This window comes from Bradyrhizobium sp. S3.3.6, assembly GCF_040546905.1.
In the GTDB taxonomy this organism is placed as follows: domain Bacteria; phylum Pseudomonadota; class Alphaproteobacteria; order Rhizobiales; family Xanthobacteraceae; genus Bradyrhizobium; species Bradyrhizobium cytisi.
Genome location: NZ_JBEPOT010000003.1, coordinates 527,653 through 549,337, shown reverse-complemented (window position 1 = coordinate 549,337; position 21,685 = coordinate 527,653). Strand labels below are relative to the sequence as shown.

The following is a 21,685-nucleotide window of genomic DNA, read 5'->3' as shown; positions in this document are numbered from 1 at the left end:
GCTCACCGTTTCGAGGGCATCGATACGTTCCGGCCGATGCCCTCGGGCCGCGGCACGGCGCCGTGGGCCTTGGCAACCCCTGCGATACGCTCCTGGATGTCGGACGGAAACGGCGCAACGCGCCGCGCATTCATGTCCATGTGCAGCGACATGTTCTCCGACGTCGCCGACAGCCAGCCTTCGGTCGCATGCCTCATCTCCTCGAAGGTGTGCAGCCGCTTGTCATCGGCTTCGAGCAGCCACACGAAGATCTGCACGGGATCGCCGAGGTGAATTTCGCGCAAGTACCGCACATGGCATTCGGCGGTGAAGGTCGAGCCGTGGCGCTCCTTCTTGTAGGCGGGCCCTATCCCGAGCTCGAGCCAGAGTTCGTCGATCGCCCGGTCGAACATCACGTTGTAATAGGCCATGTTGAGATGACCGTTATAGTCGATCCATTGCGGCTCGATCTGCATGATCGAGCTGCGGAACGGCTTAGGCGTAGGGGCGGTGGCGGCACTCTCCGGCATGTCTCATTCCCTGGCTATGCGTCCGGTCGCTTGACTTGACCGGTGAGATGTCCTTTGCCACGGTTTCCTGTGTCGGGAGGAGTGTCCGTGGGTACGACCATCACCAATAATCCGCCGCGGCCGGCGCCGAAAGCCCTCGCAAGCGCGCTGGAGCAGCTTGCCGCACGCTTCGGCAACCGCCTCATCACCTCGCAGGCCGTCCGCGAGCAGCACGGCCATACCACCACATGGATCGTCAACCAGCCGCCGGACGGCGTGGTGATGGCGCAGGAGACCGCCGACATCCAGGACGTGGTGCGGATCTGCGCCAGCAACGGCGTGCCCGTGATTGCCTTCGGCACCGGCACCTCGCTCGAGGGCCAGGTCAACGCGCCCGCCGGCGGCATCTCGATCGATTTGCGCGACATGAACAAGGTGCTCGCGGTGCATGCCGAGGATCTCGACTGCGTGATCCAGCCCGGCGTCACCCGCAAGGCGCTCAACGAGCATCTGCGCGACCAGGGCCTGTTCTTCCCGATCGATCCCGGCGCGGACGCCTCGCTCGGCGGCATGGCCTCGACGCGCGCCTCCGGCACCAATGCGGTGCGCTACGGCACCATGCGCGACAGCGTGCTGGCGCTGAAGGTCGTGCGCGGCGACGGCGAGATCATCACCACAGGCACGCGCGCCAAGAAATCATCCGCCGGCTACGACCTGACGCATCTGTTCGTCGGCGCCGAAGGCACCCTCGGCATCATCTCCGAACTGACCATTCGGCTGCGCGGAATTCCCGAGACGATCGCGGCGGCCGCAGTGTCGTTCGAGACCGTGCATGGGGCGTGTCAGGCCGTGATCATGGCGATCCAGACCGGAATTCCCGTGGCGCGCATCGAGCTGCTCAACGCCGCGCAGGTGAAGGCCTGCAATGCGTATTCGAAGCTGACGCTGCCGGAGACGCCGCTGCTGCTGATGGAATTTCACGGCAGCGAGATCGAGGTCGATGCGCAGTCGAAGGCGTTCGGCGAGATCGCCAGGGATTGCGGCGGCGGCGATTTCTCCTGGACCACCAAGCCGGAGGATCGCACAAAACTGTGGCAGGCGCGGCACGATGCCTATTGGTCCGTCAAGGCGCTGCGGCCCGGCGACAGCATCGGCGTGGTCGCAACCGACGTCTGCGTGCCGATCTCGCGGCTTGCTGATTGCGTCAGCGAGACCGAGGAAGATCTCGAGCGGCTCAACCTGTTGTCGCCGATCGTCGGCCATGTCGGCGACGGTAATTTCCACTGCTCGCTGGTGTGTGACACCAACGACGCGGCCGAGATGGCGCGCGGCGAGGAGTTCATGCATCGCCTGGTCGAGCGTGCGCAGGCGATGGACGGAACCTGCACCGGCGAGCACGGCATCGGCCAGGGCAAGCAAAAATACCTCAAGGCCGAGCTGGGCCCAGAGGCGCTGGATGCGATGCGTGCGCTGAAAAAGGCACTCGATCCGCAAAACATCTTCAACCCCGGCAAGATCGTGCCGGAGGCGTAGCGCACGGCGCTGCATCGCGGTCGCGGAACTTTCGCCCACCACGCCGGTTCCAATTCCCGTCAACTTCCGATGCCTTAATGGCGCGGCTCTGCGGGAGGATGCGATGTTGCGACCGGTCATTGGAATTGCCGTGATGGCGCTTGCCTGCATGCTGGCAGGCGCGGCTCTGGGAAAGGGCGGCGGCGGGCATGGCGGCGGTCATGGTGGTGGCCATGGCGGTGGGCATGGTGGTGGCCATTTTAGTGGTGGCCATTTTGGCGGTCATGGCTTCGGGCACGCGCATGGCGGCGGGCATCATGGCGGGGTGCGGTTCGCAACCGGAGCTCGACATGGTGGTCCGAACTTCGGTCGGATCCGCAATGCGGGCGTCCGTCCTGCGCATTTCCGCAATGCCTTCAACGCGCACTCCAGCGCGTTCCGCAACGGCCGACTGATCAGCAATCCGGCGGCGCGGGCCCAGATCGCAGCCGCGGCCGCACTTGCCGGCTGGCATGGCGCAAGCAGCGGATGGTGGCAACATGCGGGGGGCGGCTATGGCTGGGTCGGACCGTTGTTCTGGCCGTTCGCCTATAACGATCTCTACGACTACACGATCTGGGGCGACGGTCTCGGCTTCTGGGGCTACGGCTACCCGGACATCTATGCCGGCATCTTCGGGCCCTATGGCTATGACGGCCTGTCGGCCTATCTGCCGCAGCGTCCGCAGGGACGACGGCAAGCGCGAGGCGTTGCGCTCGATCAGCTTTGCGGCAGCGACCGCCGCGAAATCGTCGGCCTGCCGATCGACCAGATCGCAGCCGCGGTGCAGCCGACGGAGACGCAAGGTGCAAGCCTCGACGAGCTCGGCAATGCCTCGATCCAGGCGGCGGGGATGATCCGCGCGTCCTGTCCGGCGCAGGTTGCGGCGACGGCGCCGGGCCGGCTGGCGGCGATGCAGCAGCGCATCGAGGCGATGGCGAAAGCCGTCGATCTCGTTCAGCCCGCACTGGATAAATTCTATGGCTCGCTCACGGACGAGCAGAAGGCGCGCTTCAATGCGCTGGCCGAAGATCAGCGTCGCGCCACCGCTTCCGGCAATACCAATGGATCGCTGGTCCAGAATTGCGGCGCGTCTGCTGCGCTCGATTGGCCCGGCGCCGACATCGAGGCGAGGCTTCATCCCAACGACACCCAGCGCGCTGCGCTACAGGTGCTGCAGGATACCAGCGGCAAGGTCAGCGCATCGCTCAAGGCGGCCTGCCAGCCCAACGATGTGATGACGCCGCCGGCGCGCATGGCCGCGGTCCGCAAGCGGCTCGACGTAATGGTCGATGGCGTCAAATCGGTTCGCGCGGCGCTGGAGGATTTTTACGCCACGCTGAACGATGAGCAGAAAGCGCAATTCGAGGCGATCGGGCCGCGTCGGACGTCCTGAATGCGCCGCAAGCCAAGGAGTATGGCGGAAAAAACCGCCTCGCCGATCTCGCTGCGGTTCTCTATGCTGGGTGGACTGAAGCACGACAACACGGTGGCGGGAAGACCACGGGTGGCGGGGTCATGAAGTGGTTCGCGAAGCAGAAGCGGGGGGACGTCTGGGACGAGGTGATCCATGGCCCGCTCGGCGACATCGAAGCCGCCGCGCGCATCCGCACCATTTGTGACGCTGCGACTGCGAGCGCAGCGACGGTCGGAGGTTCGGCGCGCAACGACAGGCGCGAGAGCGAACGCTATGAACGTGCGGCGCGCGCCGCGATGGAAATCGCGATGAAGATCTGCGACGATCTGATGCGCGACGACGCGGTCCGCCGCATCGTCGATCTCTGCATGAAGGCCAATGACGTCAAGACCGGGCAGATTTTGTCGCGCGCGATCCAGGCCAGCTGGATCCGCGAGGCGGTGCAGCGGGACTATCCCGTGCTGTTGCAGTGAACGCTGCTATTTGGCCAGCTTGCGGACGGCCTCATCCACGCTGTGGAAGACGTGCTCCTTCGGCAGCACATCGAACAGTTTGAAGCGCTCGAACGCATCCTGCGCGCGCACCGATTCCAGCCGCGCCAGCGCGACCGTGACGCCCTGTTCATTGCACGTCTTGAAGACGTCGAGCAGGATCTGCGCGGCGGTGAAGTCGATCTCGACCATGCCGCTTGCCTCCAGTACCAGCAATTGGGGTGTCGCCGTGCCCAGGACTTTCGTCACGTCGCTGCGGAAGCCCGGTGCGTTGAGGAAGGACAGCGGTGCCTGAAGCCCGATCACGGCGACACCGGCGATGCGCTGGCCGGTGATGTGCGGATGTGCCGGCCACCAGATCGTGGTGCCCGGCACGCGCTCGAACTCGATGAGCCTTGCGCGCGTCGTGCTCCAGATGCCGTGCAGCAGCGACAGCACGATGCCGAGGAACGCGCCCTGCTGGATCGGCAGCACGATGATCAGCGCGGCGGTGGCGACGATCAGCAGGAATTCGCTGAAGGACTGGCGATAGATCGTGAGGATCTGCTTGATGCGGATGATGCGCAGCGCGACGAACAGCAGGATGCCGCCAAGGGCTGCATCCGGGACGTGCTGCAGCAGCCCCGTTCCGAACGCGAGCAACAACAATACGATCACTGCAGCCGCAAGGCCCGCAAGCTGCGATTGCCCGCCGGTCTCGGCGACGATGCCCGTGCGCGGCGGGCTCGCATTGACCGGAAACGCGCCGAACAGGCCTGATAGCACGCTGCCGGCGCCGGCGCCGAGGAAGTCACGATCGACATCGGCGGGCTTATCGGGATCGGACGGAAACGACCGAGTCGTTGCCGCGGTCTGCACCATCACGACGACCGTGATGACGAAAGCGAGTGGCACGAGGCGCACCCAGAGCTCCGGTGCAAGCTCGGGCAGGGTCGGCCGCGGCAGCGTGCCCGGCACACTGCCGACGACGTTGACGCCCTTGCTCTCGAGGCCGAGTGCGATCGTGGCCAGGGTCGCGGCGGCGAGCCCGACCAGCGCGCCGGGAATCTTTGCGCTGATTTTTTCGGAGATAATGACCACGGCCAGCACGCCGAAACCGATGCAGAGCGTCACGGGATTGGTGCGGCCGAGCTCGGTTGCGAGCACGCCGATGCGATCGAGCGTCGGCCCGCTCGGCGATTCCAGTCCCAGCACGCCAGGCAATTGCGACACGATGATGTGGACGGAGATGCCGGCGAGGAAGCCGACCATCACCGGCATCGACAGCAGGTTGGCGATGCCGCCGAGCCGAAACGCGCCGCCGGCCAGCATCATTGCGCCGACCATCAGCGCCAGCGCGATCGCGAGCCCCTGATATTCGGGTGAGCCGGCAGCGGCGAGCGCTGCAAGCCCGCCGGCGAAGATCGGCGTGATCGTGGAATCGGCGCCGCAGGACAGGAATCGGTTGCCGCCGAGGAGTGCAAAGCCGAGCGAGCCCGCCATGAAGGCGAAGAAGCCGATCTGCGGCGCGAAGCCGCCGAGCCGCGCGGTCGCCATCTGCTCGGGGATCGCGATCGCCGCCAACGTCAGCCCCGCCATGAGATCGCCGGGCAGGGAATAGGAGGCGAGCGAGCGGAAGAGCGGCCATGCATGCTTGGCGTGAGTGTCTTGCGGCATCGATGTGGAATCCCCGGAAGCGTGCGTCGGTCGATCAGACTACAGCATTTCCGGATTGGGAGTCGGTAGACGTAAATTCTCTACATCCGTCGTCATTGCGAGCGCAGCGAAGCAATCCAGATTCCTACCGCGGAAAGGCTCTGGATTGCTTCGCTGCGCTCGCAATGACGGAGGAGAGATGTGTTCTCCGTATCTCGCGGGAGCCTCAGTACCTGCCGCGGTTGTAGTCGCCGCCGCGTCCCATGCCTCCGCCATGGCCGCCCATGCCCATGCCGAGACCAATTCCGAGACCGATCCCGACGCCGACGGCTTCAGGCGATGGCCCCGGCGGGGTGCGCTCGACGACCTCGTCAGGCGGCGGCCGGCGCGGTTTCGGCGGCGTGTCGACGACCTTGCGCTTCGGCGGCGTGTCGTCGACGCGCTTCTTGATGACAGGCGCGACAATCGGATTGATCGGCGTCGCCGGGGTCGACGGCGCTGTGCACGGACAGGTCGGCGCCAGCGCGACGGCAATCGGAGCAGGGACCGCAGCGGCTGCGACGGGCAAACTGTAATTGCGGTTCTGCACGCGGAGCAGCAGCCGGCGCGCGGTCGCGGCGAGATCGCTGTTGTCCCAATTTGCCAGATAGGCCTCGAAGGAGGCGCGGGTGTTGATCGCTACCGCACGGTCCCACGCCAGCATCTGGCGCCGCCGCTCCAGCACGGTGCGCAGACGCGGCGTGTAGGAAGCCTGCGCGTAAAGCTCGACATACGCCTGATAGGCTTCCACTGTGTCGTCGGCAATCACGAGGTCATAAGCGACCTTGGCATCCTTGCCCTGCAAATCCTTGCGCCAGTCCGCGACACTGCGCGTGGTACTGGCGAGCGCCATCGCGTTTGCGCCCGGAGCAGCGGGCTGGCCGCTGCTGTCACCGAAGAATTTGAAGTCGGTCGTCAGCGACGAGCTTTCCCAAGGGATCTGCCGCCCGTCAGTCGATTGTGCCACTGAGATGCGAATGCGCTTGAATACCTCTTCGATCGGGATGTTCGGTTGCTTCGCAACCGTTAAAGCCGCGGTCGTGTAGGGGCTGTCGGCGCCGGAGCCGTCCTCGGCTTCCGCACCGGGCGATGTCGAATAGGAAATGAAGGAACCGGGCGCGCCGGCCTTGGTGTCGACGATCGCGAGCCCGTGGCCGGCGCCGCTGAGCGCGGGGAACGGATTGTTGCGGCAGGCATCGAGCATGAAGATGCGCGCGCGCGTCGGCAGCGCGCCGAGCGTGTTGAGGAGATCGTTCAGCCGCACGCCCTGGAGCGGAATGTCGGCCTCGCGCTTGGGATCGAGATCGACCGGCACCAGATAGTTCTCGCCGTCGATCTGCAAGCCATGGCCGGCATAGAACACCAGCGCGACGGTATCGGCGCCGCTGGCGCTGACCTTGCCGGCGAAATCGGAGATCGTCTGGCGCATCTCGTTCTGTGACAGGTTTGGCGCCGTGGTGACGTTGAAGCCGGCATTGCCGAGCAGCTCCGCCATGCCCTTGGCGTCGTTGGCGGCGTTGGGTAGCTCCGGCACCGTGCGATAGGCGGATTGGCCGATCACCAGCGCAAGCCGCGCTTCGGCCGCGGCATCTGTCGGTGTCATCAATTGCGAAAGCGCAAGGAGGCTGGAGGCAACAATCAAATTACAAAGAAGTGGACGGCGCATGGTGTCACCTCCATTGGAAATGGCGCGAGGATGTCACCTTTTCTAATTGCGCGCCATGACCCTGTCTGTGCACTGGATCACGTAGGCGCTGCGGCAAAATTGGGCAGCGCGACTGCCGGGGTGCGCCGTCAGAATAGCCCACGGTCCCAGGGCGTAACGGGCGCAAAGCGTGCGGCAAGGAAATCGATGAAGGCGCGCACCTTCGCCGGCGGCCGGCGATCGGGCAGGTAGACGGCATGCACCGCGGAGGACTGCATCTCCGGCTGATCGAGCGGAAGAGCGACCAGCGTGCCGGCGCGTAAATCGTCAGCGATGATGAAGGTCGGCTGCCGGGCGAGGCCGAGGCCGGCCAGCGTCGCGGCGCGCAGCGCATCGCCATTGTTGGCGCGCAAGGTGCCGCTGATCTGGATGCGGATCTCGCCATCGACGCCGAACGGCCATTCCGCGGCGCTGCCCTGCTGCGTAAGCGTGTAGCCGAGGCAATTATGCGCGGCGAGGTCGGCGACGGTGCGCGGCGTGCCGTGCTTTGCCAGATAGGACGGGGCGGCACAAACCACCAGGCGGTTCGGCGCGAGCTTTCGCGCCACCATGCTGGAGTCGCGCAAGCGTCCGATGCGGATCGCGAGGTCCCAGCCTTCCTCGGCGAGGTCGACGAGGCGATCGTTGAGGCCGAGCTCGATGGTGACCTCGGGGTAGCGTTCCGAGAAGTCTGCCATGAGGGGCGCGACCTGCCGCGTGCCGAACACGACGGGCACGTTGACCCGCAACAATCCGCGCGGCTCGGCGCGCTCCCGCGCGACCGCGGCATCGGCCGTCTCCATGTCGGCAAGGATCCGCTCGGAGGATTCCAGATAGAGGCGGCCGGCCTCGGTGATCGACAGCCGCCGCGTGGTGCGGTGGAACAGCTTGATGCCGAGCCGCGCCTCCAGCGAGGCCACGTGCTTGGTGACCATGGTTTGCGACAGACCCATCGCTCGGGCCGCACCGGACAGGCTGCCGTTCGCCGCCACCTTGGCGAAGACTTCCAGGCTGGTCAGCCGGTCGAGCATCTATCTCACTCCATTGGTGTGAAGTATATTTTCAGAATAGCCGATTATCATCCTACTAAGAATAGATCATAGGTGCGACCAACAATGGAGACCACCATGATCGATTCCCGTACCGCTCCCTACGCCGCGCTGGTGCTGCGTGTGACGCTGGGCGCGCTGTTCCTGGCCCATGCCAGCCTGAAATTGTTCGTTTTCACCCCGGCCGGTACGGCAAAATTCTTTGGCAGCCTCGGTTTCCCGCCGGAGCTCGCTTATCTCATCATGACGGTTGAAGTGCTGAGCGGCATCGCGCTCATCCTCGGTGTCTGGACTCGCTATGCGGCGCTGGCCGGGATTCCGGTCCTGCTCGGAGCCATCTTCACGGTACACGGCGCCGCCGGCTTCTTCTTCACCAATCCGAAGGGCGGCTGGGAATTCCCCGCCTTCTGGGCGATCGCGCTGGCCGCGCAGGCCCTGCTCGGCGATGGTGCTTTCGCGCTGCGGCCTTCACGCGATGTCGAGGCCGCGAATGGACAGTTGAGCGTCGCGTCGTCGCGCTGACGTCGTCGCATCATTGCAACGCGAGAGCTGCGGGATCACGGTCCCGCAGCTTTTTGTTACCTGCCAACGTGTGTGCAGCAGGCCAAAGCTCATCAATCTGCGTTCGGCATTGATCCATACCTGAATTGGATCGATCTGCGTAGTCTTGCATCGCCCGCCGTTCGGTCGCGATACGGCATGATCGAGAACATCGGCAAATATAGGCATTCCGCGGCAGTCTCTGCCGGCGCGCCTTGCTCCCTCGCGCTTGCATCCCCCGGTCGCAACCCTTGCCTGCCCTGTCGCTTTGGCCATACAGTCCGCGCAACAGGCCGTGGCTACGACCGCGGCCGCGAACAAAAAATATCGGGGAGAGACACCATGACTATCGTGCCCGTCAGCCGCCGCACGTTCATCAAGTCGTCGACGGCAGTGACCGCCGGCCTCGTGCTCTCTCCCGCCATCATCGGCCGCGCCGAAGCCGCGACGCTGAAGCTGAAATGCTCCTCCTCGCTGCCGAACGATCCGAAATTCGCCAACGGCCGCGTCTACTACGACAACCTCGTCAAGAATCTGAAGGGCAACGGGCTCGGCGAGCAGGTCGAGGTCGCCTTCTTCCCGGACAATCAGCTCGGTCAGGAGATCGACGTCATCAATTCGGTGAAGCTCGGCGTCATCGACCTCATGGTGTCGGGCTCGTCGATCTCGGCCAATCTGGTGCCGCTGGTCGGCACCTACGACCTCGGCTTTCTGTTCTCGAGCTTCCCGCAGCAGACCAAGGCGTTCGACGCCGGTGCCGCCAAGCCGATTGAGGACGCGCTGCTCAAGGGCAGCAACATCCGCATCATCGCATGGGCCTATAATTTCGGCTCGCGCAGCGTCTTTGCGAAGAAGCCGGTGAAGACGCCGGAGGATCTCGCGGGTCTCAAGATCAGGACGCTGCCGAATCCCGTCATCACGGAATGCCTGCGGCTGATGGGCGCCGCCGCGACGCCGCTGGCATTCGGCGAAATCTACACGGCGTTGCAGGCCGGCGTGCTCGATGGCCTGGAGCATGATCCGCCGACGATCCTCGCCAGCAAGTTCTTCGAAACGGCGAAGTTCTATGCGCTGACGCAGCACAATTTCTCGCCGCTCGCGGTCTACTTCAGCGACATGACCTTCAACCGCATGGATCCGAAGCTGCGCGAGGGGTTTCTCGACGCCGCGAAGAAGGCCGCGATCGACACGCGGGCCCATGGGCTTGCGGTCGAGAAGGAAGCGCTGACGGCTCTGACCGAGAAGGGCGTGACCGTGGCCGAATGCGACCGCGAGGCGTTCAAGAAGCGCGTGGCGCCGCAGATTGAGAACTTCATCAAGGCGCGCCCGGAGTCCAAGGCCGTCATCGACATCATTCGTTCGACCCAAGCCTGAGATGGTGGTGACAGAAGCCGTGCCGCTCGCGGGCGGTCGCCACGGAAGCATCGCCCTTCTGCTTCGCCTGAGCGACGCGATCGCGGCCATCCTTCTGGCCGCCGATCTCGCGGTCGTCTGCGGATCCGTGCTGCTGCGTTTCTGCTTCAACGCGCCGGTCGAATGGTCGGACGACGTCGCGCGCGGATTGATGGTCGGATCGGCCTTCTTCGGCGCAGCAAGTGCGCTGGCGCGCGGCGAGAATGTCGGCGTGTCCTTCTTCCGCGATCTGCTGGCGCTGCGGCTACGCACCTTGGTCGACGCCGCCAGCGCCGTGCTCGTCGTGCTGATCTCCGGCTACGTCGCCTACAACGCCATCAAGCTGGGCTCGCTGACGGCGGGACAGACCACCGGCTCCGGCCTGCCGCTGGAGCTGACCTTCTATCCGATGGGCGTCGGCGCGTTGTTCATGACGGTGTTCGCGATCGACCATCTCTGCGCACGGCCGCTGCCTGAGATCATGAGAGGCCTTGTTGCCGTCGCCGTCGTGACCGTCCTCTATCTCGCCTGGGATTATCTGTCACCGTCCTCGGTGCCGTCGGCGGGCGTGCTGATGCTGATCGGCTTCTTTGCCACGCTGTTCGGCGGCCTGCCGATTGGTTTTGCGCTGGCGCTGGCCGCGCTGATCTTCATCTGGGTCGAGGGCGCGCTGCCCGGTGTCATTTTCGCCCAGCAGATGGCGCGCGGCATCGACAATTTCGTGCTGCTCGCGATCCCGTTCTTCATCCTCGTTGGCTACCTCATGGAAGCCAACGGCATGTCGGTGCGTCTGATCGAGCTGTTGCAGCGCGGGGTCGGCCGCATGCGCGGCGGCTTGAACGTGGTGATGGTGGCCTCGATGGTGCTGTTCTCCGGCATCTCGGGCTCGAAGATGGCCGACGTCGCGGCCGTAGGCTCCGTGCTGATCCCGGCGGCGCGCCGCTCGAAGCAGAATCCGGGCAGCGCGGTGGCCCTGCTCGCGGCGTCCGCGGTGATGGCGGAGACGATCCCGCCCTGCATCAACCTGATCATTCTGGGTTTTGTCGCGAACCTGTCGATCGGCGGCCTGTTCATGGCGGGGCTGTTGCCGGCAGCGCTGATGGCGGCGGTGCTGATCGCCTTCTCCATCATCTTCGGCAAGACGCCAGCGGACGCCGCGGAGGTCGAGCCACAAGTGCCGGTGTCAGGATTGTGGAGCGGCGCGATCGCCTCGTTCGGCCTGATCTTCATGATCTTCTTCGGCTTCAAGAGCGGCTTTGCCACCGCGACCGAGATCTCGGCCTTCGCGGTCGCCTACGCGCTCGTCGTTGGCAGCGTCGTGTTCCGCGAGCTCAGCTTCAGATCGGCGACGCATAGTTTCGTTCAGGCGGCGACGCGAGCCGGGCTGGTGCTGTTCATCGTCGCCGCCGCGCAATCGCTGGCGTTTACGCTGACCTTGCAGCAGGTGCCGCATGCGGTCGGCGACTTCATGCTGGGACTGTCCAAAACGAGCGGCACCTGGCTGTTCATCCTGCTCGCGATCGCCGTGCTGATCGTGATGGGCTCGGTGCTGGAAGGCGCGGCTGCGCTCATCATCTTCGGCCCGCTGCTTCTTCCCGTGGCGGTGCAGCTCGGGATCGATCCGCTGCATTTCGGCGTCGTGCTGGTGATCGCGATGGGCGTCGGCCTGTTTGCGCCGCCGCTCGGGCTTGGGCTCTACGGCGCCTGCCTGATCGGCAACGTGCCGATCGAGCAGACGGTGAAGCCGATCCTGGGCTATCTCGGCCTGCTGTTTCTTTGCCTGCTCGTCATCGCCTTCGTGCCATGGCTCTCGACCGCGTTGCCGCGCGCGTTCGGCTACTGAAGGAGTGTCGCCGTGAAAGTCCTGCTGGCCCACACGCCGGAGATGCGCCGCAATTATTACGGCGATCGCAGCCTGAGCGGCCTGCGGGCGATTGCGGACGTGATCCTGCACGAAGGCGACCGGGCGCTCGATGCGGCAAGCCTCGTGAACGCGGCAAAGGACGCCGACATCATCGTCGCTGATCGCATGACGGAAGGGCGCGGCGAGATATTTGCGCAACTGCCGCGCCTGCATGCCTTCGTCCGCTGCGCCGTCGACATCCGCAATGTCGATGTCGATGCCGCCTCGCAAGCCGGCGTGCTGGTGACGCGCGCCGGTCCCGGCTTCGTGCAGGCGGTTGCAGAGCTCGCGATCGGCTTCATGGTCGATCTCTCCCGCGGCGTGTCGCGGGCCACCGCCGACTACCATGCCGGCCGCAAACCCGAGGCGCGGATGGGCCGTCAGCTCGCCGGCAGCACAATCGGCATCATCGGCTATGGCAGCATCGGTCGTTACCTCGCCGAGATCGCCAAGGTGATGCGCATGGAGGTGCTTGTCTCCGATCCCTTCGCTGATGTCAGCGACGGCGCGATCAAGCAGCTTGGCCTCGACGAGCTCCTGGCGGCTTCCGACTACGTCGTCTGCCTCGCAATCGCCAACGAGCAGACCGAGAAGATGATCGGGGAGGCGGCACTGGCGCGCATGCAGAAGCACGCCGTCTTCATCAATCTCTCGCGCGGCAATCTCGTCGACGAGGCCGCGCTCGCGAAGGCGCTGCTGGAGAACAGCATCGCTGGCGCCGCGATGGATGTCGGCCGCGCGCCCGACCAGATGCCGACGCCGGAGCTGGCGAAGCTCCCCAACGTCGTCGCGACGCCGCATGTCGGCGGCCTGACGCCGCAGGCGATCGAATATCAGTCGCTGGAAACCGTGCGGCAGGTGGAAGCGATCATCAAGGGCGAGGCCCCGCAGGGCGCCGTTAACGCCGACCGCTGGACGCGGCGTCCAGGGATGAAATAAACAAAAATGCGGCTTCCGTTCTTCTACGGCTGGATCGTGGTTGCGGTGACGTTCGTCACCATGGCCATCGGTGTCAACGCGCGCACCTCCTTCTCGCTGTTCTTTCCGCCGATCATTTCCGAATTCGGCTGGGAACGCGGCGTGACCGCGGGCGCTTTCTCCTTCGGGTTCGTCGCATCCGGTGTGGCCAGTCCGTTGATCGGACGGCTGATGGATCGCGCGGGACCGCGCGCCGTGATGGAGCTTGGCGTGTTGCTGATGGCCGGGGGGCTGCTGCTCGCGCCTCTCACCAGCCAGCCCTGGCATCTCTATCTGACGATCGGCGTCATGGTCGGCGCCGGCTCGGTGTGTCTCGGCTATTCCGGCCAATCGCTGTTCCTGCCGAACTGGTTCATCCGCAAGCGCGGCTTTGCCATCGGCATCGCCTTTGCAGGCGTCGGCATCGGTTCGATGACGTTGCTGCCATGGGTGCAGCACATGATCGAGCAGACCGGTTGGCGCACCGCCTGCACCGCGATGGGCCTGATGATCCTGATCGTGCTGGCGCCGATCAATCTGCTCCTGCACAGGCGCCCCGAAGACATCGGCCTTCAGCCGGACGGCGACGCGGCGCCGGCCGCAGGGACCGCAAGGCCGGTCTCCAACATCGTCGACCCCGTCTGGGCAGCCACCGACTGGACGCTGAGGCGGGCGGTTGCGACGGCACGCTTCTGGTGGATCGCGCTCGGCTATTTCTGCGGCCTCTACATCTGGTACGCGGTGCAGGTGCACCAAACGAAATTCCTGCTCGACATCGGCTTCAGCCCGAGCGTTGCGGTCTGGGCACTCGGCGCCGTCAGCCTGCTTGGCATCCCCGGCCAGATTTTCCTTGGCCATATCTCCGACCGGATCGGGCGGGAATGGGTGTGGGCGATCAGCTGCGCCGGCTTTGCGATCTGCTTCGCGGCGCTGATGGCGCTGAAGTTCCAACCCTCGTTCTGGCTGGTCTGGTTGATGGTGTTCACGCAAGGCGCGCTTGGTTACGGCCTCACCTCGATCATGGGCGCGGTGGTGTTCGAGATTTTTCAGGGCCGGCACCAGGGCAGCATTTTCGGCATGATCATGCTCGCGGCATTGGCGGGTGGCGCGGCCGGCCCGTGGGTGACCGGCCTGCTCTACGATCGCGCCGGCGACTACACGCTCGCCTTCGGCATCGCCATCGTCGTCAGCCTGCTGTCGGCGCTGTCGGTCTGGCAGGCCTCCCCGGGCAAGGTGCGGGCCGTGGCCGGGCGGCTGCACAAGCTCCAGGCTGCAAAGTAGGTTCCGTACGCACCGCATTACCGGCGCCGCTTTCGCGGAATGTTAAGCATGTCGCGGCTTGGCGGAGCGCGAGCCGGTTGCAAAAACGCCTTGGACACCATCGGAGCATTAGCTTGGGGCCGATTGCCGCATTTTCCTGATGCTGCCGAGCCCAACGATGTCCGCCTCCGATTGCCCAGTGACCGAAATGCCGGACGTGCTGCGCGCGGCGCTCGAATGCGCCGACGACGGCATCGTCATTGTCGATGGTGCGCATCGCATCACGCACTTCAACGCCGGTGCCGAGCGGATATGGAAGTTCGCACGCGCCGATGTCCTCGGTCGCGATGCCGAAATTCTCTCGCTGAGATGCCTTCAGGCCGATCCGATCGCGGATTTTCGCGACGAGATCAGCCTGGTGCGGCGCGACGGCAGCCGGATCAAGGCGACGATCGCGCTGTCGTCGGCGACGATCGACGGCGCGACCCATCACATCGTGTTCGCGCGCGACGTCACGGCCGATGCCGAGCGTCGCGTCAGGATCGGGCTGCTCAACGCGGTCTCCGACCAGACCAATCGCGCGGTGATCATCACCGACGTCGAGCAGAACATCCGCTACGTCAATTCGTCCTTCACGACGCTGTTCGGTTACACCAGCGAGGAAGCCGAGGGACGGCGCGCCGGCGAGCTCATCGCCGGCTGCCATACCAATCGCACCGGCATTGCAAAGCTGGTCAAGCGGCTCCTCGACGGAGGCCGGCGCGGCGAGGTTGAGACGCTGGTCTACACCAGGGACGGCGAGGAGATCTGGGTCTGCGCCCGGGTCGACGCCTTCCGCGACAAGAAGGGCCGCGTCAAGCACATCTTCGCGCTGCTCGAGGACATCACCGAGTCCCGGCAGCTGCGCTCGCTCCAGCAACTCATCACGAGCGCGCTGGCCGACGAGGTGCCGATCGCCGAGATCGCCGACCGGCTGTGCCGCCGCGTCGAAGAGATCGCGCCCGATGTCGTCTGCTCGCTGCTCCATGTCGATTCCGCCGGACTGATCCATCCGCTCGGCGGCCCGAGCCTGCCCGAGGATTATTCCCGTGCGCTCGACGGCATCCCGATCGGCCCCAATGTCGGCTCCTGCGGCACCGCCGCTTTCTACGGCGAGCCGGTGCTGGCTGAAGATCTCGACACCGATCCGCGCTGGCAGCCCTACAAGGCCATGCCGCTCGAAATCGGCCTGCGTGCCTGCTGGTCGACGCCGGTCAAGGCCAAGGACGGCCGCGTCATCGCCACCTTCGCCTTCTACTTCCGTGAGCCGCGGGCGCCGAGCAATTGGCACCGGCGCATCGTCGATGCCTGCGTCAACCTCGGCGCTTTCGCGATCGAGCGCAAGGAAGCGCGCGCCGAGATTGCGCGGCTCGCCTATCACGACATCCTCACCGGGCTGCCCAACCGCGCACAATTGCGGCACCTGATCACCACCGCGATCGATGCCTGTCCGACCGGCAGCCATGTCGCGCTCGCCTTTCTCGACGTCGATCATTTCAAGGACGTCAATGACACGCTCGGTCACGCCGCGGGCGACGAGCTGCTGATTCAGCTCGCGCAGCGTTTGCGCGAGCAGATCGGGCCCGAGGACATGCTGGGCCGGCTCGGCGGCGACGAATTCGTCATTCTGCTGCCGAACCGCAACGCCGAGAGCGCCACGCGCGTCGCGGCCGACGTTACCCAAGCGCTTGCCGCGCCGTTGCGGCTCGGATCGAAGCTGATGCCGATGTCGGCCAGCATCGGCATCAGCCTCTATCCCGACCATGCCACCGATATCGACACACTGATGCAGCAGGCCGACGCCGCCATGTACATGGCCAAGCAGGCGGGCCGATCGACCCATCGCATGTTCAGTGCTGAAATGAACGGATTGGCCGAACAGCGGCTGGCGATGATCGCAGCACTCCGCCGCGCCATCGCCGACAATGCGCTGAGCCTCAGTTATCAGCCGCAGATCCGCAGTGGCGACGGCGCCATCCACGGCGTCGAGGCGCTGGCGCGCTGGCGTGATGTGGAGCTCGGCGATGTCTCGCCGGCAAAATTCATTCCGCTTGCCGAAGAATGCGGCCTGATCGAGCAGATCGGCTTGTGGTCGGTGCGCGAGGCTTGCCGGCAGATGGCGAGCTGGCGTCGCGCCGGGCTCAACATTCCCTCCGTCTCGGTGAATCTGTCGCCGCTCAATTTCCGCAACGTCACGCTGGCCGCGCGGCTTGCGGACGTCCTCGCCGAACACCAGCTGCCGCCGGATGCCCTGATGCTGGAGATTACCGAAGGCACCTTCATGCAGGACGGCGCCGCCGCGCTCGAGACGATGCACGCGATCCGCGCGCTTGGCATCGGCCTGTCCGTGGATGATTTCGGCACCGGCTATTCGAGCCTCAGCCGGCTCGCGCAGCTGCCGATCCGCGAGCTCAAGATCGACCGCAGTTTCATGCGCGACATCGAGAAGGACGCCGGCGCACTCGCCATCGCCACCGCCGTGGTGCGCGTCGGCCAGGGCCTCGGCATGACCGTCGTCGCCGAAGGCGTCGAGACCGAAGGCCAGCGCAAGATGCTGGCCGAGCTCGGCTGCGACGTCGTGCAGGGCTTCCTCTATGCCCCCGCGCTCGCCCCCGTCGCCTTCGAGCGCTGGCTGATCGAGCACTGCGCCGCGCAGGCGAGGGCGATGCTCGGCCGGCTCGACGTCAAGCCGGCGGGAGTGCCTGCGGTGAAGCGGCTGGCTTAATCGCCTTTCGCCGCTCCGGACCGAATGAAAAAAGTTGCCCGCGGGCTGCAGGCAGCAGGCCGTGAGGATTTTTCGGTGAATGTTCGTGAGAGAGCCCCGCCAGAGGCGGGGCTCCGAGCGCGTTGCCGGCCGGATTATTTCTTGGCCGGCTGCTCTGACGTCGTCGAAGGCGGCGGGGCATTGTTCTGGTTGGTTTGTTCAGTTTGCGGGTTGGCGCCGGGCTGACTGGTGGACTGATTGTTGCTCTGGCTGTTGCTCTGGGCCGGGGCCTGGCCGGTGGTCTGGCCCGACGGGTGATTCGTATTAGCCTGGCCCGAGTTTGCCGGTTGGTTCTGCTGAGCCTGGCCGGTTGTGGACGGCTGGTTCTGCGGAGCCTGACCCGTGGTCTGGTTCTGCTGCGCCGGCGCGTTGCTCTCGCCGGTGGCTTGCCCGGTCGTGTTCTGCGGCGCCGACTGGTTATTTCCGCCCTGGCCAACGGTCGTCGACTGGCCCTGGGTAGCGCTGATCTGGTTGGATACGCCAAGCGCAGCGACGGTGCGGGTATCGATCGAGCCGGTGGCCTGGAAACCTTCCTGTCTCTGGAACGTCATCAGCGCACGGCGTGTACCGGGTCCGAGGACGCCGTCCGCTTCGCCGGACAGCATGCCGCGTTCAATCAGGACACGCTGAACGACGCGAATCTCGTCGGGGCTGAGATTCAGTGCAGCGACGCTGCTGCTGCCGCCGCTGGAGCTGCCGCGGTGGGCATAGTGCGTCCGCGGGCCCGCTGGAATAACGTCGACGATCCGGCGGCTGCGGTCGGTGACGACGATCTCGTCATCCACGACGAAGAAGCTGTCGTCGTGGTAGTCCGGATAGATGTCGATCAGCACGGGAAAAGCCGAGACCGAAACCACGGAAATGTTCCGCGGCACGACCACGCCGGCATCGACGCGGAAGTTGATCGCATTGTTGTTGACCCGCACGCGCTCGATATTGCGCGAGCTCAGCACCGACTGTTGCAGCTGCGTCTGCTGCTGTGCGTTCACCTGCACGCGGCCGGACAAGCTCTGGGTGGCCCCGCCCGCTGTCTGCGCCTGGGCGTTGGTCTGTCCTTGCGTGTTGGCGCCGGTCGTTGTGCCCTGAGCGTTCTGGCTCTGGGCATTGCTGCCAGTGTTCGCGCCGGTGGTCGTCTTGCTCTGATCCTGCGCGTTCCTGTTCTGGGCGCCGCTCCTGGTGTTCGCGCCGGTCGTGGTAGTGGTCTGGCCCTGCGCATTCTTGCCTTGGGCATTCTTGCCCTGGGCATTCTTGTCTAGTGCGTTCTTGCCTTGCGCATTCTTGTTTTGCGCACTCTTATCCTGGGCATTGGCGCCCGTGGTCGTGCTCTTGCTCTGCTCTGCGCCTTGCGACTGACGTGTGTGGTCGCGGTCGCTGCGGCTCTGTCCGACGGTCTGGTCCTTCTGTCCGCTCTTGTCGCTCTCGGACTTGGACTGATACGCGCGGTCGCGACCGCCGGGCGACTGACCGACCGTCTGCTCCTTGCCTTGCTTCTGGTGCTCGGATTGCGACTGACGCGAATTGTCGCGGTCGCGGCCCATGGTCTGCTTGTCGCCCTTGTCGGAGGCCCGGCTGCTCTCTTGCGCCGCAGAGGGCCCCTCGGCCCGGCCGCCGGCGCGGCCCTGCGTCATTCCTTGGTTGTGCGAGCCTTCGCTGTGCAAGGCGCCACCTGCACCGTGCGACGTCGCGCCGCTGGGACGTTCCGCAGCACCACCAGCACCGCCGCTGGCGCTGCCGCCGGCTCCTCCGCCTGCGCTCATTCCGCCGCCGGCTCCTTCACGCATGCCTTGCGCCGATCCTTGCACCGACGCCAGGCTGACGCCGGCCAGCAGCACCGCTGTAGTCAGCAGAAACTTGTTCTTTCCAATGGTCATCTCAATCTCCCTTCAATCTCCCTGGGTTTGCTCCTTGGGTTTGCCTGGTTGCTGTTGCGCGGCTTCGTCGCGCCGCGACCGCTCGTGCTCTCTCCGTCGAAGCCGGAGGCATCGACCTGGTGTTTGATATCGGGGGCTCAGCGGCCGGCGCCGGCCCCATCTTGCCGCTTCACATCACCAACGATGGTAATAGAAGTGCCGTCGCGGGAACGGTGCGCCGTAATAGGCGAAGGCCGGACGCACGACGCGGCGATAGCGGTAGCCGTAATAGGCCGGGGCATAACCAGTGCTGTAGTAGGTCGTGGTGTAGCCGCCCCAGGAATACGGCTCGTAGCCGCCGTAGTACGCCGGTGCGTAATCGCCGTCGTAATAGCGGGGGTATCCGTAGTAGCCGTAATCCGGACCATACGCGTAAGCGGAAGAGGCCAGGCCGCCGAATATCGCGCCTGCAATCAATCCGCCTGCCAGCGCTGGACCGAAGCCGCCATGCCAGCGGGCTTCCGCGGGCGTTGGCGCTGCCACGGCGCTCAGGCCGAGCGTGCCGACGGTTGCCAGAACCACCGCGGTCTTCTTCATGTGCTTTCCTCCCGGTTGGTGTTGTAATGTCGTGCCAACATCAACGACGGGCAAAAGTTGCAAGCGCAGGTTCGGGAGAGACAAAGAGTCATGAAGATAAATGAGTCATGAAGATAAATGCGCGTTCATTTCGATGGTTGCGCGTCTCCCCATGGCGGCTTTGCAGGTGATCGCGATGGCTGACGAGATAGGCGCGTTCCAATGTTCCGCATTCGCGGATCGCGTCGCGCTTGTTCCGCTGACTGCGACGGTTTAGCGCAGGCGAAAGGTCGCTGGCGTGTCCCCTCGAATCGGCAGAACTCAGCGATTGGCCGGTTCGGTCGTCGTATCCTGCTCGCGCTCGCCCTTCAGGACCTGTCCGTTCTGCCTGAGCGTCAATGCCACGATCTTGCCGTCGCTATCACGGGCAAAATCGATCTCCGCGCCGACCTGCTCCGCGACGAAGATATCCCGTTCGACCGGCGCGAGCTTGAGCGGCCGCTGGTTGGTCCCCTGCACATTGAGCCGCCCGTCCGCGACGAAGATGCGCAGCCCGAATTTCGGCGTCAGCGGATAGAGTCCGACATAGTCCGGGAGTTGCGCGTCGGTTGGCATCCACTTGCTCGCCGTCGCCGGAAGCGGATCAATGCGTTTGGCCTCGACTGCGCCTCCGCCCTGAAACCAGGTGAATCCATAGGTTCCGTCCGCTTTGCGCTTGGGCCGCAACACCGCGTCAAATTTGTGCGGATAGAAATCGCCGGCGCTGTCATAGCCCATCTCGAATTCGCTCTGGCCGTCGGCCTGGATGGTCAGGCCGCTGTCCTTGTGCCGCAATTCGATGCCGAGGCCGCCCCGCAGGCGATACTTGCCCACCAGCGCGTCGATCAGCTTGGCATCGGCTGTTGTCGCGGTGCGCGGTTCGCCGGCCGAGCGTGAGGGGTCCAGCAGATGCAATCCGAATTGTCCGAGGCCGCCGAGCGTGACCAGGGACGTATCGCTCAGCAGGACCACGGCGCGCTTCGCGTTACGATCGAATCCCACAAAGGACGAGTAGCCGCCGGTCGCACCTTCGTGGGTGGCGATGGTGTGTCGGTTCATGACGAGCAGATTCCAGTTCATGCCCATGCGGTGTCCGTCGACATACGCAACCTCTTGCTGTGTCAGCGTCAGCGCCGGCGTGATCGCGCTGTCGCGGGTGCCGAGCTCGCCTTCCATGTAGCGCAACATGTCCGCGAGCGTCGCGCGCACCCCTCCGACGCCGGCCATGTCGGGATGAAAATCCCAAGGCGGTGCGGTCTCGCCGTTGGGATAATGGCCTTGCGCCAGATGCACCTGCGGCGGGCGCGTGGCCACGTAGGTCTCGTTCATGCCGAGCGGACCGAGCAGGCGTTCGCGAAGCAGCGTCTCGTAATCCTTGCCCGCGCGTTTGGCGAGCGCATAGGACAGGACGATCATCGCGGGATTCGAATATTCCCATTTCGAGCCCGGCTCGCGCGTCAGCTTGATCGCGGCCAGAGTGTCGACCAGGTCGCGCTCGGTTGCGCCGGCATAGGGATTGCTGGGGTCCGGCGGGTGATAGTCGGGGAGGTTCGCAGGAATGCCCGACGTGTGCGTCACGATTTCGCCGACGGTGATCTCGTGGCCGTTGAATGACGGCACGCTTGTGCCCGGAGGCAAAAGCTTCGCGATCGGATCGTCGAGCGCGATGTCATGCGTTGCGATCAGCTCGGCGAGCAGCGCCGCGGTCATGGTCTTGGTGACGGAGCCGATTTCGAAGGCCGTGTGTTCGTCAAAGGAGCGCGCGGATTTGGGATCGGCGCAGACGTAAGCTGTCGCGACGATCCCGTTGTCGATCACGCCGGCCGCAACACAGGCGCCGGTACGATCGCCGCTGAAGCGCTGCGACAGCGCGGCCTTCAGATCGCTATCGCTGATGGCGAACGCGGGCGAGGTGCCGAGCACGACCGCCAAAACAAGCCAGAACCAGACCTTCATGGTGTCTCGCGACCTCGACTTGCAGGCATGCCGCCATCGCTTAATGCTACTGATC

The 21,685-nt window shown here is 65.1% G+C and carries 16 protein-coding genes; 9 read left to right on the top strand and 7 right to left on the bottom strand.

Annotated elements, in window-relative coordinates:
* Positions 1-2: 2 nt before the first annotated feature.
* Complete coding sequence (locus tag ABID59_RS11425) at positions 3-509, bottom strand: thioesterase family protein (RefSeq protein ID WP_354083447.1); 507 nt, start codon at positions 507-509, stop codon at positions 3-5.
* Positions 510-596: 87 nt separating this feature from the next.
* Here ABID59_RS11425 and ABID59_RS11420 point away from each other — a divergent pair, with 87 nt between their 5' ends.
* From ABID59_RS11420 to ABID59_RS11410, 3 genes are all read left to right on the top strand, one after another.
* On the top strand, positions 597-2,021 hold the full coding sequence (locus ABID59_RS11420; protein ID WP_148754133.1) for an FAD-binding oxidoreductase: 1,425 nt from the start codon (positions 597-599) through the stop codon (positions 2,019-2,021).
* Between the two features lie 103 nt (positions 2,022-2,124).
* The gene (locus tag ABID59_RS11415) at positions 2,125-3,435 is read left to right on the top strand and encodes a Spy/CpxP family protein refolding chaperone (RefSeq protein WP_354083446.1); all 1,311 of its coding nucleotides are present in this window, start codon (positions 2,125-2,127) and stop codon (positions 3,433-3,435) included.
* 122 nt (positions 3,436-3,557) lie between these two features.
* Complete coding sequence (locus ABID59_RS11410; protein WP_354083445.1) at positions 3,558-3,929, top strand: hypothetical protein; 372 nt, start codon at positions 3,558-3,560, stop codon at positions 3,927-3,929.
* Between the two features lie 6 nt (positions 3,930-3,935).
* Here the strand turns inward: ABID59_RS11410 and ABID59_RS11405 are convergent, their stop codons facing one another.
* From ABID59_RS11405 to ABID59_RS11395, 3 genes are all read right to left on the bottom strand, one after another.
* On the bottom strand, positions 3,936-5,603 hold the full coding sequence (locus ABID59_RS11405; protein ID WP_354083444.1) for a SulP family inorganic anion transporter: 1,668 nt from the start codon (positions 5,601-5,603) through the stop codon (positions 3,936-3,938).
* Positions 5,604-5,808: 205 nt separating this feature from the next.
* Positions 5,809-7,287 (bottom strand): caspase family protein, encoded by a 1,479-nt coding sequence (locus ABID59_RS11400; RefSeq protein ID WP_354083443.1) that lies wholly within the window; start codon positions 7,285-7,287, stop codon positions 5,809-5,811.
* Between the two features lie 128 nt (positions 7,288-7,415).
* On the bottom strand, positions 7,416-8,336 hold the full coding sequence (locus tag ABID59_RS11395; protein WP_354083442.1) for a LysR family transcriptional regulator: 921 nt from the start codon (positions 8,334-8,336) through the stop codon (positions 7,416-7,418).
* A 96-nt stretch (positions 8,337-8,432) separates the two neighbouring features.
* On the opposite strand from ABID59_RS11395, the gene ABID59_RS11390 reads away from it, so the two are divergent.
* The 6 genes from ABID59_RS11390 (at position 8,433) to ABID59_RS11365 (ending at position 17,170) form a co-directional block, all read left to right on the top strand.
* On the top strand, positions 8,433-8,876 hold the full coding sequence (locus ABID59_RS11390; protein ID WP_354034224.1) for a DoxX family protein: 444 nt from the start codon (positions 8,433-8,435) through the stop codon (positions 8,874-8,876).
* A gap of 360 nt (positions 8,877-9,236) precedes the next feature.
* The gene (locus tag ABID59_RS11385) at positions 9,237-10,268 is read left to right on the top strand and encodes a TRAP transporter substrate-binding protein (protein WP_354083441.1); all 1,032 of its coding nucleotides are present in this window, start codon (positions 9,237-9,239) and stop codon (positions 10,266-10,268) included.
* Between the two features lies 1 nt (position 10,269).
* Positions 10,270-12,129: a TRAP transporter large permease gene (locus ABID59_RS11380; RefSeq protein WP_148754142.1), complete on the top strand. Its 1,860-nt coding sequence runs from the start codon at positions 10,270-10,272 to the stop codon at positions 12,127-12,129.
* 12 nt (positions 12,130-12,141) lie between these two features.
* Positions 12,142-13,128 carry a hydroxyacid dehydrogenase gene (locus tag ABID59_RS11375; protein WP_354083440.1) on the top strand — a complete coding sequence of 329 codons (987 nt, stop codon included), beginning with the start codon at positions 12,142-12,144 and terminating at the stop codon, positions 13,126-13,128.
* 6 nt (positions 13,129-13,134) lie between these two features.
* Positions 13,135-14,427 carry an MFS transporter gene (locus ABID59_RS11370; RefSeq protein WP_354083439.1) on the top strand — a complete coding sequence of 431 codons (1,293 nt, stop codon included), beginning with the start codon at positions 13,135-13,137 and terminating at the stop codon, positions 14,425-14,427.
* A 157-nt stretch (positions 14,428-14,584) separates the two neighbouring features.
* Positions 14,585-17,170 (top strand): EAL domain-containing protein, encoded by a 2,586-nt coding sequence (locus ABID59_RS11365; protein WP_354083438.1) that lies wholly within the window; start codon positions 14,585-14,587, stop codon positions 17,168-17,170.
* 134 nt (positions 17,171-17,304) lie between these two features.
* Here the strand turns inward: ABID59_RS11365 and ABID59_RS11360 are convergent, their stop codons facing one another.
* The 3 genes from ABID59_RS11360 to ABID59_RS11350 all read right to left on the bottom strand — a co-directional run bounded on the left by ABID59_RS11360 (position 17,305) and on the right by ABID59_RS11350 (position 21,630).
* The gene (locus ABID59_RS11360) at positions 17,305-19,080 is read right to left on the bottom strand and encodes a peptidoglycan-binding protein (protein WP_354083437.1); all 1,776 of its coding nucleotides are present in this window, start codon (positions 19,078-19,080) and stop codon (positions 17,305-17,307) included.
* A gap of 174 nt (positions 19,081-19,254) precedes the next feature.
* Positions 19,255-19,641, bottom strand: a complete 387-nt coding sequence (locus ABID59_RS11355; RefSeq protein ID WP_354083436.1) for a hypothetical protein — start codon at positions 19,639-19,641, stop codon at positions 19,255-19,257.
* A 315-nt stretch (positions 19,642-19,956) separates the two neighbouring features.
* On the bottom strand, positions 19,957-21,630 hold the full coding sequence (locus ABID59_RS11350) for a serine hydrolase (protein WP_354083435.1): 1,674 nt from the start codon (positions 21,628-21,630) through the stop codon (positions 19,957-19,959).
* Positions 21,631-21,685 lie beyond the last annotated feature (55 nt).